Below are 14,366 nucleotides of genomic sequence, written 5' to 3'. Positions count from 1 at the left end.
TTCATTCAATTTCAGAACTCAATCAAGCCATCAAAGAATATATTCACTATTACAATACAAAACGAATTAAGAGCAAACTAAAAAGACTGACGCCGATTGAATATCGGGCATCAGTCCTAAAGGCCGCTCAATGACATGTCCTAATTTTGGGGTTCATATCAAACCTACCGTCTTTTTTGTACTTTAAATTTTAATGGAAGAGGTTATGGTAAATCGCTTGGACAGCTTCATCAACGTTGGCTGATTCAAGTCCTAGCATAATGGAAATTTCAGAAGCACCCTGGTTAACCATTTGAAGAGAAATACCAGCATCCTTTAACGGTGTCACAATTTCTGTGAAGGCACCAACTCGTTGCTGCATTGCTTGACCAACGACCATGATAATGGCGAAATGGTCGTGCCAGGTCATGGTATCGGGTTGGATCTCTTTTTCAATATCTGTTTGGATTTGCTCGATTTGTTCTTTGTTTAAGTTCTTTTTGTTAAAGATAATCGTTAAATCATCGATTCCAGATGGCATGTGCTCGTATGAAACACCGTGCTTGGCTAAGATTTGTAGAATTTTTAAAGTAAAGCCGATTTCTTTGTTAAGCAGGTAGCGGTGAATGTATAGGGCTGAGAAGTCGTCCGAAGAAGCAATTCCAGTGACGGGGTAGTCTGGCTTATGTTGGTCAGCTGGGCCAATCCAGGTTCCAGGCGCTTGTGGGTCATTGGTGTTTTTGACATTAATGGGAATCTGGCCTTGGATAGCTGGAATAATTGCTTCGTCGTGGAAAACCGCAAAACCGGCATAAGAAAGTTCCCGCATTTCGCTATAAGACATGCTCTTAATGGCAACGGGGTGGTCAACAAGGTGAGGGTTGACGGCATAGATTGCTGAGACGTCCGTAAAGTTTTCATAGACATCAGCCATCAAGCCACGGGCAACAATCGCACCGGTAATGTCAGAACCACCACGGGAAAAGGTCACAATTTCATTACGGTCGTTGTAGCCAAAGAAACCGGGGAAGATGTAACGGACGCCAGGCTTAATGTCGATTTTAGCTAGGGCCGGGTAAGTGGCATTATCATCCAAAGTAGCTTGGGCACTATCGGTTTTCATCCGAATCGCCTGTGGGTCAACAAACTCAGCCTTTTCACCTTTGGCATTTAAGACTTTAGCCAAGAGCTGGGCGTTTAAAAACTCACCGTGGGCAGCAAAGGCATCAGTCAAGTAGTCAAATGACCGGTAGTGCCGGAGACGTAGGTTGGTAATCTGTTGCAAAATGGGTTGGACATCTTCATCGGGTAAAGAAAAATGGTCGGCGATACTTTGATAGCGGGCCTTGATTTGACTTTCAATATCAGAGGAATCTTCGCCCGAGATGACGGTTTTGGCATAGGTCAATAACAGGTCGGTGACCTTGATTGGATACTGATCGGCTTTTCCGGGAGCGGAAGTGACAACGACTTGTCGGTCGGGATCTTGCAGAAGAATATCGATAACGCGGTCAAACTGTTCACCGGTGGCTAGGGAAGAGCCACCAAATTTTGTTACTTTCATAGTGCTGTTGGCTTAATAGCCAACGCTCCTTTCATACGTTTACTTATAATGTTTGAATTGAATAGCCTGATGATTGTAGGCGGTAGGTGGCCACTTGACCGTTTAAATTAGCTGCTTTAATGGCTGCAATTAGCTCATTTGCTCGGTCTTTCTTGATTAAGGAAAGAACCGTTGGGCCTGCCCCTGAAAGGTAGGTGCCGGTCAATCCTAATTGATGGGCAATTGAGCGGATCTTTAAAAATTCAGGGGCTAGGTCAGCCCGGTACTGTTCGTGGACTTGGTCTTTTTCCAAAAGAAGTTGGAAGGTCTCCATGTCTTCTTGGTAGGCAGCGGCTACTAGGTTTGCTAAGCTTGAACTTTGCTGTATGGCTGTTTTCAAACTAATTTTTTCCGGTAACGCAGCCCGAGCTTTTTTCGTTTCCAAGGGGTAGTTTGGGACAAAAGTCACGGCCACCAGGTCGCTAGCAATTGGCAAACGGTGACTTTGAACGGTACCAGTGAGCGCGCTTGTCAGTTGTAAGCCGCCAAAAATGGCGGGGGCAACGTTGTCCGGGTGCCCCTCTAAAGCGGTGGCCTCTTCTAAGAGCTGTTGGTTATCAACTTTTCCTTCTGCTAAGTAGTGGCCTAAAATAAGGCCAGCGACAAGGGCTGAAGACGAAGAACCAAGGCCTCGTGCTAAAGGAATTTCACTTTTCACGGTAATCTCGTGTGGTGGAATCGTTGGATCCACTAATAAGGCGGTTTTGATAATCAGGTTATCTTTACCTGTTGGAACCAACGCCCCGTAGGGGTGAGTAACTTGCCATTCTTTGGCTTTTGGGCCAACTTCTAGGGTCAGGTTCAAATCAATGGCTAAGCCAAGTGTGTCAAAACCAAGGCCTAGGTTGGCCGAAGTGGCAGGAACTGTAATTTTTAGCATGGTGAAATCACAAACTCCTTTACCAACGGGTGGTTAGGCGCTAGTTTTTCCAGCAACAGGTCATGGTTCACCTGGTTAATTGATTTGGTATACAAGACCAGCTGACTATCACTGGCGGTTAAGTCATAGCGGCCTTCATGGTTGATAAGGTCGTTTAGTTCAACGGGTAAGTCGGTCGCAATTTCACTACTATGCTTGCTCTCTAAGATGAAGCAATAGGCTTGTTCTGCTGGTTTGGCCAATTCAATCGTACTGTCTTCAGTTTGAACGTGGCGGTGACTATTTTCAGCAGCAACTAAGATATCTGCTAATACTGCTTGAGCGGTTGGTCGTGCCCCGGCACCAGGACCGTAGTATACCGCTTGGCCAAGGTTATCGCTCGTCACGGCAATGGCATTGTTTTCATTTTGAACTTGGGCTAGTGGTGAGTGGGGTAAGACGACTTGTGGGGCCACTGAAAGCGCAACTTGGTTGTTAGATACTTCTTGAATGTTGAAAAGTAGTTTGATTTGGCCGCCGAGGACTTGGACGGCGTCAATATCTGCCGTTGTCACACCTTTAATTCCATGGACGTCTAAGTCGTTGAGGTTGGCCTTCAGCCCAAAGACCAGTCGGGCTAGAATCATTGCCTTATAAGCCGCATCGTAGCCAGCAACGTCGTTAGTTGGGTCCGCTTCGGCAAAGCCAAGGTCTTGGGCCTGACTCAATGCCTGGTCATAACTAATCCCATTTTCAACCATTTGCGTCAGCATATAGTTGGTCGTACCATTAACGATTCCAGTTAGTGACCGAATGGTGTCTGACCGGTAATACTGGCGGAGGGTGGTCAAGATCGGAATACCCCCAGCAACTGCTGCTTCATAGAGCAGAGGGACTTGGGCCTTTTCGGCTAACTCACTTAGTTTTTCACCAGCAGTGGCAATTAGGTCTTTATTAGCGGTGACCACAGGTTTTTTGCTCAGTAAAGCGGTTTGAATCCATTCTTTGGCCAGACCTGTTCCACCGGCAACCTCCACGACCAAGTCAATTTCAGGGTCTTGGAGGATATCTTTAGGGTCGGTGGTGAGCTTGATGGTATCAGCCAGTTCGGTTCGTTTTTTACCAAGGGTCGAGACGAGCGCGGTTTTGACGGTGAGGTCCAAACCGGTAGTTTCTTTAATCTTTTGCTTTTGTTCGTCTATTAAGGATAATAATCCCGTTCCTACGGTTCCTAAACCGAAAAGGCCAATTTTTGTCATCACATGGTCTCCTTTTAGTGTTTTTTACCAAATAATTCTGGTAATTTCTTATTAACTTTAACATTTTCCTGCATAAAAAGGAACTAGTTTGTTATAATAAGATTAAAATAAAATGAGATTTAAGGAGATTCCCATGCAATACGTTTCAACACGGGGAAAGGCTCCGGCAGTTAGCGCTGCTGAAGCGATTTTACACGGTTTGGCCCCAGATGGTGGGCTGTATGTCCCAGACCAGTGGCCAACTATTAATTTTGACTGGCAGAAGCTTGGAAAAGAAAGTTACCAAGATTTGGCTAGCAAAATTTTTGCAGCCTTTTTGCCAGACTTTACGGCAGAAGAAGTCAGAACCGTTGTCAAAGAAGCGTATGGAAAACAATGGGATGATAACAAAATTGTCCCAGTCAAAGACCAAGGGAACCTGCACTACTTAGAACTTTTCCACGGTCCAACGTTGGCTTTTAAAGATATTGCCTTACAGGCTTTACCACACTTGGTTACAACCGCTGCTAAAAAGGTTGGTTTAAATAAGGAAATCGCTATTTTAACGGCTACATCTGGTGACACCGGAACAGCGGCCATGGCTGGTTTTGCTGACGTTCCTGGCACTCAGATTGCTGTTTTGTACCCAGAAGTTGGTGTCTCAGACATTCAACGTCAACAGATGGTATCAGAGCCAGGTAAGAATGCACATGTGCTCGGATTAAAAGGAAACTTTGATGATGCCCAACGGGCGGTTAAAGCGCTGTTAGGTGATGAACACTTTGCAGATTTCTTAGATGAGCAAAATATTCAAATCTCCTCAGCTAATTCAATCAACATTGGTCGCCTGGTACCGCAGATTGTTTATTACTTCTATGGTTATGGTCATTTAATTGAAACTGGCCAAATTAAGGGCGGTGAAGAAATTGATATTTTGGTGCCAACCGGTAACTTCGGTAATATGTTAGCAGCTTATTATGCGAGTCAAATTGGTCTCCCAGTTCACCGGTTCACCGTTGCTTCAAATGAAAACAACGTTTTGACCGAATTCTTTGAAACAGGTAAGTACGATCGTAACCGTGATTTTAAAGTTACCAACGCGCCAGCAATGGATATTTTGGTTTCTTCTAATTTGGAAAGGTTACTCTACTTTGCTTCTGACCGGGATACCGAAGCGGTGGCTAGTCAAATGGCAGACTTGGCTGAGAAGGGGACTTACCAACTACCGGCTGATACGTTTGCTAAGCTTGGTAAATTTTCAGCAGGTTGGACGGATGAGCAAACGGTCCAAGAGACGGTTAAAACAACTTTTGAAAAAGACGGTTACTTGCTTGATCCACATACCGCTGTCGGTGTTCACCAGTACCAAGATGACGGATATCAGACCCTCTTGGCTGCCACGGCTAGTCCATACAAGTTCCCACAGACCGTCTTGGAAGCCTTGGGTGAGGAAGTTGTCCCTGGTAAAGGTGGCTTGAATGCTTTGGCAGAAAAAACGGGGGTTTTGGAACCTGAACCAGTGAAAACACTCTTTGACCGACCAGTCCGGCATAAACAAGTTATTAAAGCCAGTCAAATTCAATCAGAAATTATGACCGCTTTTCAAAAGTACTGATGTGTTAGTGGTTACACTTGTTTAGAAAATAAAAGAGAATGAAGGAGAATAAATCATGTCAGAAAACCAAACTTATAATGTTGCCGTCTTAGGTGCGACCGGGGCAGTTGGCCGCCGAATTTTGGACCAGTTGGCTCAATCAACAATTCCATTTGGTGAAGTGAAGGCTTTGGCCTCTGCCCGGTCGGCCGGTCAGAAGGTGCCCTTCAATGATGGGGAACTGGTTGTTGAAGAGGCAACGGCGAAATCATTTGAAGGGGTTGATTTGGTATTGGCCTCTGCTGGTGGGGCGACTTCAAAGAAGTTTGCACCAATGGCTGTCAAAGCGGGGGCTGTAGTTGTTGACAATTCATCATTTTGGCGGATGAACGATGAAGTACCTTTGGTTGTGCCAGAAGTTAACTCACAGGCCTTAAAGGACCACCAAGGAATTATTGCTAACCCTAATTGCTCAACGATTCAGTTGGTAGTCGCCTTGAACCCTCTTTACGAAAAGTATGGTTTGGACCAGGTGATTATTTCGACTTACCAAGCCGCTTCTGGTGCTGGTAAGGCGGCCATGGACGAAGTTTTGGCAGAAGCCCAAGCTAAGTTACTTGGTGAAGATATGCATAACTTAGCCCATGTCTTGCCAGTGAAGGGTGATAAGAAACATTACCCATTGGCCTTTAACTTATTGCCACAAATTGACGTCTTCGAAGATGAGGGTTACACCCACGAAGAATACAAGATGATCCATGAAACGAAAAAAATTATCCTGGGTGATAAGGACGCCAAAGACATCAAGGTAACTGGAACGGCTGTTCGAGTACCCGTTATGATTGGTCATGGTGAAAGTGTCTACATTGATACTGGTGATGAAAGTGCAACAGCTGATGATTTGCGAAAGACTCTGGCTGCTGCTGACCAGGTTGTCTTGCAAGATGATCCAAGTACTCAAACCTACCCACAGCCAATTGAAGCTGAAGGACGGCGGGAAACCTTTGTGGGTCGTATCCGTCCGGACTTGGAAAACAAGGGGGCTTTCCACCTCTGGGTTGTTTCAGACAACCTGTTGAAGGGGGCTGCTTGGAATACGGTTGAAATTGCTGAACGGTTGGTTTCAATGGATTTGGTCCAAGTTCCAACTGATTCAACTTTTGCCAAATAAAAAATTAGACAGTAAAAAGGCGTTGCCAGCAGGCAACGCCTTTTTCATTTGTTAATTTAATAAATGGCATCTCGGTAAAGGGAAACAACTTTTCCAAGAATTGAAACAGAATCCAAAATGATGGGTGCCATCGTATCGTTTTCCGGTTGAAGGCGGTAGTGGCCACCTTCTTGGAAGAAGCGCTTAACGGTTGCTTCGTTGTCTTCGTTCATGGCAACAACAATATCACCGTTGTCGGCTGTTTGTTGGCGACGGACAATCACTTTGTCGCCATCTAGAATACCGATGTTGATCATTGACTCACCGCGAACGTTTAACATGAAGAGGTCGCCGTCATATGGAATCAAGTTTTCAGGAATAGGGAAGAACTCGGTTGCTTCTTGCTCAACAGCTAGGATTGGTTGGCCGGCGGTGACAAGGCCCAGGACAGGAATCTTACCAGCGTTTGAAGAAACACCCAAGATTTCAAGTCCTTCGTCGGTTACTTCAATGGCACGGGCCTTGGTTCCAACTCCCTTTTTCTCCAAGTAGCCGTTTTTAATCAAACGGGCCACATGACCATGAATGGTTGATGATGATGACAGGCCAACGGCTTCACCAATTTCGCGAATAGTAGGTGGCAATCCGTTTGAAGATTGGTATTCGTGGATGAACCGTAGTACTTGTATTTGTTTTGAGTCCGAACTTGCCATATGTATGTACTTCCTGCCTCTTAATACTACGTTTATCTTAGCGAAAAATTTCGCTAAAAGCAAACAAATGTTCGTAAGATTTTCTTAAGATAGCTTAAACATTTTTACTTTTAGACGAAATGAGTGCAAATGATTCAAAACTTGGGTTAAAAGAAAGTTAAAAGAAGGCTTTTGTATGCTATAATGTCTTATAGATTTTCGTAACAAAAGGAGACTGCCATGTTGGTATTAGTTGGAATTTTGGCCTTGGTTGTCGGATTGGTTGGAGGGTTCTTTTTGGCCCGCTTTACTATGAAGTCATACTTGGCTAAGAACCCACCCATTTCAGAAGAAATGATGAAGTCAATGATGATGTCGATGGGACAAAAGCCATCACAGAAGAAGTTGAACCAGATGATGAGCCAGATGAAGGCCCAGAGTCAAAAAACACAAAAAAAATAAGCCGGATGGCTTATTTTTTTTGCTTTTTTGGATCAACGTAAACCCAGTCAGGGTTAACTTCTTGATCTAATTGGTCAAAGGCTTGTTGAATTTTTTCGTTATATTCAGCGATTACTTCGTCCGTTAACCGGGCCTTTGGGTCAATTTTGATTGGTTCACCAAAATTAATTGTGGTATTATTGCGTTTAAATAGGTCAGAAAACTTCACTGGTCCCTGGTAAACGGCTGGCACGATTGGCTTCTTTGATAGCTTAGCAATCAAGATTGAACCAGACTTCAACTTTTGTGAATGCCGTGACCCGGTTGGAAACATAATCAATGACCGGTTACCGTTTTTCAGTTCGTTAATTGGGTGCTTTAAGGTTTCCATCCCAACGTTACCACGGTCAACGGGAAAGGCTCCCAATGACACGATTAACTTCCGCAAAGCACGGTTTTTAAATAATTCTTTTTTGGCCATAAAGATAAACTTCTTAGGGTAGGCGGCCATTGCGTACCAAACGGGATCCCACCATGTCCGGTGTGGGCCAACCAAAACGAAGTTATCATCTTTTGGCATCCGGTCTTTGTGCATGTACGTTACTCGGCCATTAATAATGGCGACAAAGGAAACGGTAAAGACGCGGATAAAGCGGTAAAATAACATCTGCTTGTCCTTTCAAATTCACTTAACCTAATAATTTTACTGATAAATCATTTCAAAGGCAAATTCAATGACAGCAATTAACTTACAACCTGGCGAACGACTTGATGGTTTGCCATCACAAAACGTTCAAATTATTCAAAATCCAGATATGTTCGCTTATTCCCTTGACGCCGTTTTACTGGCGTATTTCGCTAAGCCAAAGCAAAAAGGACGAGGGTTGTCGGTTGACCTTGGTGCCGGGACTGGTGCGATTGGCCTTTTTTATGCTAAGAAGGTTACCGGTCAGGTTAAGCTGGTTGAGTTACAAGAAGACTTGGCAAAAATGGCAGAGCGGTCGGTCTTGTTAAACCAACTGGAAGACCGGGTTGCAGTCATTAATAGAGACATGAAAGACGTCTTTTCAGAAATCAAGCCCGGTTCGGTTGATACGGTCTTGTGTAACCCGCCATACTTTGCGACCAATGAGACCACTAAGCAAAATTTAGACCGACACTACCAGCTAGCCAGGCATGAAATTGCGATTGACTTACCTGGTCTAGCTCAGGTTGCCAATAAATTATTGAAAAATAATGGTAAGTTTTACTTAGTCCACCGGCCGGAACGGCTGGCAGACATTATGGCGGCCTTAGCAGCTCGAAAATTAATGGTAAAAAGAATTCAGTTTGTCTATGGCAAAGCTGGTCGTGAGGCGAATATGGTTTTAGTTGAAGCAATTAAGGCTGGTAAAACCGGTGGTGTTCGAATCTTACCACCGATTGTGGCCTATACAAAAGACGACCAATACACTGACCAGGTTCAAGAAATTTTATATGGTAAGCCTTGGACATTATAAATTGACTATTTTATAGAGGAAGATTGTGGCTGATAGCGAAAAAACATATGATTTTTACGTTTTATATACGGCGGATGGGTACTTTTATGGTGGCTTCTCAGATGATGCTAAAAGGCGGTTTAAAACCCACCAGGCGGGTAAGGGGGCTAAGTTCACCCGGGTAAAGTCTCGCCACCCCTTGCAACTGATTTACTATGACACCTTTGATAGTAAACATGATGCCCTTTCTGCTGAGGCCACCTTTAAGCACTTGTCCCGGGTTCAAAAGGAAAAGTTCTTAGTGGACCGGGGGATTGACCCAGCAATTTGGCAGGGTCACCAAGCGGGGCGAAAATAAATTGAATAAAAGGGCTAAAAGTTGCTAGATAGGCTTGCTTTTAGCCTTTTTATCTAGTAAAATATTTCTTGTTGTGAAAGCAACGCAAATACACACGGTAAACGAGAACGTACAGGTGCATGCAAATGTCAGTGCGAACCAAGAATTTACCGGAGGATAAACCTAGGAGGCCAAAATGGCAGTTATTACTATGAAAGAACTCCTTGAAGCAGGAGTTCACTTCGGACACCAAACTCGTCGTTGGGATCCAAAGATGGCACCGTTCATCTTTACGGAACGTAACGGCATTCACATCATTGACTTGCAAAAGACTGTTAAGTTGATTGATGAAGCTTACAACTTTATGCGTAACGCTTCAGCTGATGGCGCTAACATCTTGTTTGTTGGTACTAAGAAGCAAGCTTCAGATGCAATTGCAGAAGAAGCATCACGCGCTGGTCAATTCTACATCAACCACCGTTGGTTGGGTGGAACTTTGACTAACTGGAACACAATCAAGACTCGTGTTAAGCGCTTGAAGGACTTGAAGGCAATGGCCGAAGACGGTACTTTCGAACGTTTGCCTAAGAAGGAAGTTGTCTTGTTGAACAAGCAACGCGAAAAGTTGGAAAAGTTCTTGGGTGGTATCGAAGACATGCAAGACTTACCAGATGTTTTGTTTGTTGTTGATCCTAAGAAGGAAGAAATCGCCGTTAAGGAAGCCAACATGCTCAACATTCCTGTTGTAGCTATGATTGACACGAACGCCAACCCTGATGATGTTGACGTTAAGATTCCTGCAAACGATGATGCTATCCGTGCCATCCGTTTGATCACTGCTAAGATGGCTGATGCTGTTATCGAAGGTCGTCAAGGCCAAGATAACGCTGCTGAAGATGCATTCATCGAAGGCGACGAAAACACTGAATCAATCGAAGAAATCACTGAAATTGTTGAAAAGAACAACTAAGCGATTATTTATCTGATTTGCCGTTCCGGTGGACCTGCTTGGGACGCTGGGCGGCTTTTTATTTGCTAGATTATAAAAGAAAAGCTAAAAGGAGCATTTTCATGGCTGTTACTGCAAAGTTAGTTAAGGAATTACGTGATAAGACATCTGTTGGAATGATGGATGCCAAGAAGGCTTTGGTTGAAGCTGATGGTGACATCGACAAGGCCATCGACTTGTTGCGTGAAAAGGGAATGGCAAAGGCCGCTAAGAAGGGCGACCGTGTTGCTGCTGAAGGAATGACTTATGTTATGACTGAAGGTGACAAGGCTGCCATCATCGAATTGAACTCAGAAACTGATTTCGTTGCTGGTAACAAGGAATTCAACGACTTGTTGGTTGCTGTTACAAAGACAATTTTGGAAAAGCAACCTGCTGATGTTGAAGCAGCCCTTGCTTTGCCTGTTGTTGGTGAAGAAGACCGGACTGTTAACGACAAGATTATCAACGTTTCACAGATTACTGGTGAAAAGATTACTTTGCGTCGTTTCGCAACTGCCGACAAGTCAGCTGACGAAGTCTTCGGCGGTTACTCACACATGGGTGGTTCAATCTCTGCTTTGGCTGTTTTGACTGGTTCAAACGCCGACGCAGCCCGTGACGTTGCCATGCACATCGCAGCCATCGCCCCACAATATGTGTCAGATGCAGAAGTTCCTGCTGATGTTGTTGCCAAGGAAAAGGAAGTTCAGTTGCAATCTGAAGACTTGAACGGTAAGCCTGACAACATCAAGGAAAAGATGGTTGAAGGCCGGATCAAGAAGTTCTTGGCTGACATCACTTTGCTTGACCAAGACTTCGTTAAGAATGGTGACCAAAAGGTTGCTGACTTCGTTGCTGATAACAACATGACGGTTAAGTCATTTGTCCGTTACCAAGTTGGTGAAGGAATCGAAAAGCAAACGACAAACTTGGCAGAAGAAGTTGCTAAGCAAATCAACAACTAATTTTTACTCAAAAGTGTCCAATAAATTGGGCGCTTTTTTTACGGAAATCTTTTGAAATTTGCTATAATGGATAGTAAGAAAAGAGGGGAACCATGACGGATACAAAATACAAACGCGTCTTGATGAAACTATCAGGCGAAGCTCTAGCAGGTGAAAAAGGTCAAGGAATTGACTTGGACACTGTCGCACAAATCGCACAAGAAATTAAGGCTGTTCATGATATGGGCACTGAAATCGCCATCGTTGTTGGTGGGGGTAACTTGTGGCGTGGCGAACCAGCTTCAAAGGTTGGAATGGAACGGTCACGGGCGGACTATACTGGTATGCTTGGGACGACCATGAATGCCTTAGTTTTGCAGGATGCTTTGGAACGTGCCGGTGTTGGTACCCGCGTCCAAACGGCGATTACGATGCAACAAATCGCTGAGCCTTATATCCGTGGTCGGGCAATCCGTCATTTGGAAAAGGGACGAATTGTTATCTTTGCCGCTGGGGTTGGTTCACCATACTTCTCAACAGATACAACAGCAGCTTTGCGTGCTAATGAAATCAATGCTGATGCGATTTTGATGGCTAAAAACGGCGTTGATGGGGTTTATAATGCGGACCCTAAGACAAACCCAGATGCCAAAAAGTTTGAAACTTTGACGCACTTGGATATTATTCAAAAAGGTTTGAAGGTGATGGACTCAACGGCCTCATCACTTTCAATGGAAAATAACATGCCACTGGTTGTCTTCAACTTAAACCAACCCGGTAACATTCAACGGGTGATTAAGGGTGAAGCCATCGGAACCACTGTGACTGGAGAAAAATAATGGCTTTTGATTTAACGAGTACAAAAGAACGGATGCACGGGGCCCAAGATGCCTTGCGCCGTGAATTAGCAGAAATTCGAACTGGTCGGGCAAATCCTCGAATCCTTGACCGAGTAGAGGTGGAATACTACGGAGCAATGGTTCCATTGAACCAGGTTGCCTCAATTTCGGTACCAGAAGCACGGATGCTTTTGATTACACCCTTTGACAAGAATGCTTTGGAAGCGATTGTGACAGCCATTAACATGTCTGACTTGGGCTTGAACCCAGCTTCTGACGGTAACCTTGTCCGCTTGGCTATTCCACAAATGACAGAAGAACGTCGTAAGGAATTGGTTAAAGAAGTGAAGGCTGAAGCTGAAAAGGCAAAGGTTGCTGTTCGTAACGTCCGTCGTGATGCAATGGATGCCATCAAAAAAGATGACGACATGACAGAAGACCAAGTCCATGATGCCGAAGACCAAGTTCAGAAGTTGACGGATGAAAATACCAAGGCGATTGATGACATCGCAGCGGAAAAAGAAGAAGAATTGTTGACGATTTAAAGTTCTTAGTTTAATAATTAATATTTGATAAGCACACTTACTACTATGTGAGTGTGCTTTTTTGTTATTAATTTTTCTTGCTTTTTACTTTCAAAAAAGGGATAATATCTTTAGATTATTCAACACCGTGACCCGGCTTGGAAACCGGCGAGTGCTGAACGTGAAAGTGTCAAAGGGCTTGCCCTTTGGAAATCAGGTGGAACCGCGCGTAAGCGTCCTGGTGTCAGATTCTTGACATTAGGCGTGCTTACGGGCGTTTTTTTGTCAGAAAAGGAGGTTGTGCAATGGCAAAGTTAAAGTATCACTTAGAATCAGAAACAGTCCTAGTGTTAAACGAAGCCGGCCAAGCCGGTGACATACTTGACTTAAAGGATGAACAGCAAGTTGATGTTAGTCAACTGGGTCAGGCTGTTCAAACGGCAATTGAGCAAAAGGTTGCTAAAGCAAAAGATGAGTTTGCTAAGGAACAAGAAAAACTATTAGCAGTGCAACTGGACCAAGAGCGACAAAAGTCTGACTTGGTGGTTGAACAATCCAAAGCTAAGGTTTTGGAAAAAGCCCGGGTTAAAGAAAGTGAACTGGAAAAGCAATTAGCAAGTTTAACGGCTGAATTAAACAGCTTAAAAGACCAGCAGGCTAGTAGTCAAGAATTAGCTTTAGTTAAGCAAAAGGAGACTCTTCAAGCTGATTTTCAAGCCGAAAAAGACCAGCAAGCTGAAAAGAGTCAGCAACTTGAAAGAGACTTGGCGAACTTACAAAACCAGGTTAAAAACCAAGACCGGGACCAAGAATTGGCTTTGGCTAAGGTCAAGTCCGATTATGATGCTCAACTGCAGGCGGCGCAAAAGGAAGTTGAATTTTATAAAGATTTTAAGGCTAAGCAATCAACCAAAGAAATTGGCGAAAGCCTAGAAGTCTATGCCCACCAGGAATTCAATAAAATTCGTCCCTATGCCTTTCCAAATGCTTATTTTGAAAAGGATAACGAGGTGTCGAAGGAGTCGGGCTCAAAGGGCGACTTTATTTTCCGAGACTACCAAGACGATGTTGAGTTTATCTCAATCATGTTTGATATGAAAAATGAAGCTGACCAGACGCAAAGTAAGCATAAAAATGAAGACTTCTTCAAGGAACTGGACAAAGACCGGCGAGAGAAGAAAACGGAGTACGCCGTCTTGGTTTCACTACTTGAATCGGATAATGACTATTACAATACAGGGATTGTTCAGGTCCCAAATTATCCCAAGATGTATGTGATCCGGCCCCAGTTCTTTGTGCATTTCATTGGTTTGCTAAGAAATGCCGCATTAGATTCTTTGGATTATAAGAAGGCATTGGCAGAAGAACGAAACCAAAACATTGATATTACTAACTTTGAGAATAATATCAATGATTTTAAGACCAAGTTTGCTAAGAATTACACCTCTTATTCCAATAATTTTCAAAAGGCAATTGACCAGATTGACCGGGCTATTAGTCAGATGGAAAATGTTAAAAAGTCATTGACGACTTCTGAAAACCAACTCCGCTTGGCTAACAATAAGTTAGATGACCTCTCAGTTAAGCGGTTAACCAAGGGTAATCCCACCATGCAGGGTAAGTTTGCTGCCCTAGATGAACCAGCAGGTCAATCAGGTGATGATTCTTAAGAAAAATTGACCGTGATATTTCAGATT

Annotated in this window: 16 protein-coding genes; 11 read left to right on the top strand and 5 right to left on the bottom strand. The window is 43.9% G+C overall.

All coding sequences use genetic code 11. The annotated features are described in order from the left end of the window. A partial coding sequence (locus AC5162_RS04770; protein ID WP_496534116.1) for an IS3 family transposase occupies positions 1–134 on the top strand: 134 nt, incomplete at its 5' end. 56 nt (positions 135–190) lie between these two features. Here the strand turns inward: AC5162_RS04770 and AC5162_RS04765 are convergent. From AC5162_RS04765 to AC5162_RS04755, 3 genes are read right to left on the bottom strand one after another with little or no spacing between them, the layout of a single operon-like run. Beyond that, positions 191–1,543 (bottom strand): aspartate kinase, encoded by a 1,353-nt coding sequence (locus AC5162_RS04765; protein WP_496534113.1) that lies wholly within the window; start codon positions 1,541–1,543, stop codon positions 191–193. Positions 1,544–1,586: 43 nt separating this feature from the next. Next, a complete protein-coding gene (gene thrB, locus AC5162_RS04760) occupies positions 1,587–2,462 on the bottom strand; it encodes a homoserine kinase (RefSeq protein WP_496534112.1) in 876 nt (291 codons plus the stop codon). Further along, positions 2,456–3,700, bottom strand: coding sequence for a homoserine dehydrogenase (locus tag AC5162_RS04755; protein WP_496534111.1), 1,245 nt, complete (start codon positions 3,698–3,700; stop codon positions 2,456–2,458). The genes thrB and AC5162_RS04755 overlap by 7 nt, the downstream gene beginning before the upstream one ends. Positions 3,701–3,833: 133 nt before the next feature. Here AC5162_RS04755 and thrC point away from each other — a divergent pair, with 133 nt between their 5' ends. Together thrC and AC5162_RS04745 are read left to right on the top strand one after the other, a co-directional pair. Then, on the top strand, positions 3,834–5,294 hold the full coding sequence (gene thrC / locus AC5162_RS04750; RefSeq protein ID WP_496534110.1) for a threonine synthase: 1,461 nt from the start codon (positions 3,834–3,836) through the stop codon (positions 5,292–5,294). 55 nt (positions 5,295–5,349) lie between these two features. Beyond that, the gene (locus tag AC5162_RS04745) at positions 5,350–6,444 is read left to right on the top strand and encodes an aspartate-semialdehyde dehydrogenase (protein WP_496534109.1); all 1,095 of its coding nucleotides are present in this window, start codon (positions 5,350–5,352) and stop codon (positions 6,442–6,444) included. A 56-nt stretch (positions 6,445–6,500) separates the two neighbouring features. Here the strand turns inward: AC5162_RS04745 and lexA are convergent, their stop codons facing one another. Then, positions 6,501–7,136 (bottom strand): transcriptional repressor LexA, encoded by a 636-nt coding sequence (gene lexA / locus AC5162_RS04740; RefSeq protein WP_496534108.1) that lies wholly within the window; start codon positions 7,134–7,136, stop codon positions 6,501–6,503. 219 nt (positions 7,137–7,355) lie between these two features. Here lexA and AC5162_RS04735 point away from each other — a divergent pair, with 219 nt between their 5' ends. After that, positions 7,356–7,577 carry a YneF family protein gene (locus tag AC5162_RS04735; RefSeq protein ID WP_496534107.1) on the top strand — a complete coding sequence of 74 codons (222 nt, stop codon included), beginning with the start codon at positions 7,356–7,358 and terminating at the stop codon, positions 7,575–7,577. Positions 7,578–7,587: 10 nt separating this feature from the next. On the opposite strand, the gene AC5162_RS04730 is transcribed toward AC5162_RS04735, so the two are convergent. Next, positions 7,588–8,223, bottom strand: a complete 636-nt coding sequence (locus tag AC5162_RS04730; RefSeq protein ID WP_496534106.1) for a lysophospholipid acyltransferase family protein — start codon at positions 8,221–8,223, stop codon at positions 7,588–7,590. Between the two features lie 67 nt (positions 8,224–8,290). Between AC5162_RS04730 and AC5162_RS04725 the strand changes: the two genes are divergently transcribed. From AC5162_RS04725 to AC5162_RS04695, 7 genes are all read left to right on the top strand, one after another. Beyond that, a complete protein-coding gene (locus tag AC5162_RS04725; protein ID WP_496534105.1) occupies positions 8,291–9,055 on the top strand; it encodes a tRNA1(Val) (adenine(37)-N6)-methyltransferase in 765 nt (254 codons plus the stop codon). Between the two features lie 25 nt (positions 9,056–9,080). Then, positions 9,081–9,392 (top strand): GIY-YIG nuclease family protein, encoded by a 312-nt coding sequence (locus AC5162_RS04720; protein ID WP_496534104.1) that lies wholly within the window; start codon positions 9,081–9,083, stop codon positions 9,390–9,392. Between the two features lie 175 nt (positions 9,393–9,567). Continuing rightward, positions 9,568–10,341: a 30S ribosomal protein S2 gene (rpsB, locus tag AC5162_RS04715; RefSeq protein ID WP_496534103.1), complete on the top strand. Its 774-nt coding sequence runs from the start codon at positions 9,568–9,570 to the stop codon at positions 10,339–10,341. A gap of 101 nt (positions 10,342–10,442) precedes the next feature. After that, entirely contained in the window at positions 10,443–11,327 is an 885-nt protein-coding gene (gene tsf, locus AC5162_RS04710; protein WP_496534102.1) for a translation elongation factor Ts, read from the top strand. A 92-nt stretch (positions 11,328–11,419) separates the two neighbouring features. Further along, entirely contained in the window at positions 11,420–12,145 is a 726-nt protein-coding gene (pyrH, locus tag AC5162_RS04705; RefSeq protein WP_496534101.1) for a UMP kinase, read from the top strand. After that, the gene (gene frr, locus AC5162_RS04700; RefSeq protein WP_496534100.1) at positions 12,145–12,690 is read left to right on the top strand and encodes a ribosome recycling factor; all 546 of its coding nucleotides are present in this window, start codon (positions 12,145–12,147) and stop codon (positions 12,688–12,690) included. The genes pyrH and frr overlap by 1 nt, the downstream gene beginning before the upstream one ends. Before the next feature lie 284 nt (positions 12,691–12,974). Continuing rightward, positions 12,975–14,339: a DUF2130 domain-containing protein gene (locus tag AC5162_RS04695; protein WP_496534099.1), complete on the top strand. Its 1,365-nt coding sequence runs from the start codon at positions 12,975–12,977 to the stop codon at positions 14,337–14,339. Positions 14,340–14,366 lie beyond the last annotated feature (27 nt).

Source organism: Fructobacillus sp. ChS1-6f1-1-27 (assembly GCF_059579415.1).
This window is presented reverse-complemented; position numbering and strand designations above follow the sequence as displayed.

Bases quoted from the DNA above. Each gene is read 5' to 3' on its own strand.
- AC5162_RS04765 (WP_496534113.1), bottom strand. From the start codon at position 1,543: ATGAAAGTAACAAAATTTGGTGGCTCTTCCCTAGCCACCGGTGAACAG.
- thrB (WP_496534112.1), bottom strand. From the start codon at position 2,462: ATGCTAAAAATTACAGTTCCTGCCACTTCGGCCAACCTAGGCCTTGGT.
- AC5162_RS04755 (WP_496534111.1), bottom strand. From the start codon at position 3,700: ATGACAAAAATTGGCCTTTTCGGTTTAGGAACCGTAGGAACGGGATTA.
- thrC (WP_496534110.1), top strand. From the start codon at position 3,834: ATGCAATACGTTTCAACACGGGGAAAGGCTCCGGCAGTTAGCGCTGCT.
- AC5162_RS04745 (WP_496534109.1), top strand. From the start codon at position 5,350: ATGTCAGAAAACCAAACTTATAATGTTGCCGTCTTAGGTGCGACCGGG.
- lexA (WP_496534108.1), bottom strand. From the start codon at position 7,136: ATGGCAAGTTCGGACTCAAAACAAATACAAGTACTACGGTTCATCCAC.
- AC5162_RS04735 (WP_496534107.1), top strand. From the start codon at position 7,356: ATGTTGGTATTAGTTGGAATTTTGGCCTTGGTTGTCGGATTGGTTGGA.
- AC5162_RS04730 (WP_496534106.1), bottom strand. From the start codon at position 8,223: ATGTTATTTTACCGCTTTATCCGCGTCTTTACCGTTTCCTTTGTCGCC.
- AC5162_RS04725 (WP_496534105.1), top strand. From the start codon at position 8,291: ATGACAGCAATTAACTTACAACCTGGCGAACGACTTGATGGTTTGCCA.
- rpsB (WP_496534103.1), top strand. From the start codon at position 9,568: ATGGCAGTTATTACTATGAAAGAACTCCTTGAAGCAGGAGTTCACTTC.
- tsf (WP_496534102.1), top strand. From the start codon at position 10,443: ATGGCTGTTACTGCAAAGTTAGTTAAGGAATTACGTGATAAGACATCT.
- pyrH (WP_496534101.1), top strand. From the start codon at position 11,420: ATGACGGATACAAAATACAAACGCGTCTTGATGAAACTATCAGGCGAA.
- frr (WP_496534100.1), top strand. From the start codon at position 12,145: ATGGCTTTTGATTTAACGAGTACAAAAGAACGGATGCACGGGGCCCAA.
- AC5162_RS04695 (WP_496534099.1), top strand. From the start codon at position 12,975: ATGGCAAAGTTAAAGTATCACTTAGAATCAGAAACAGTCCTAGTGTTA.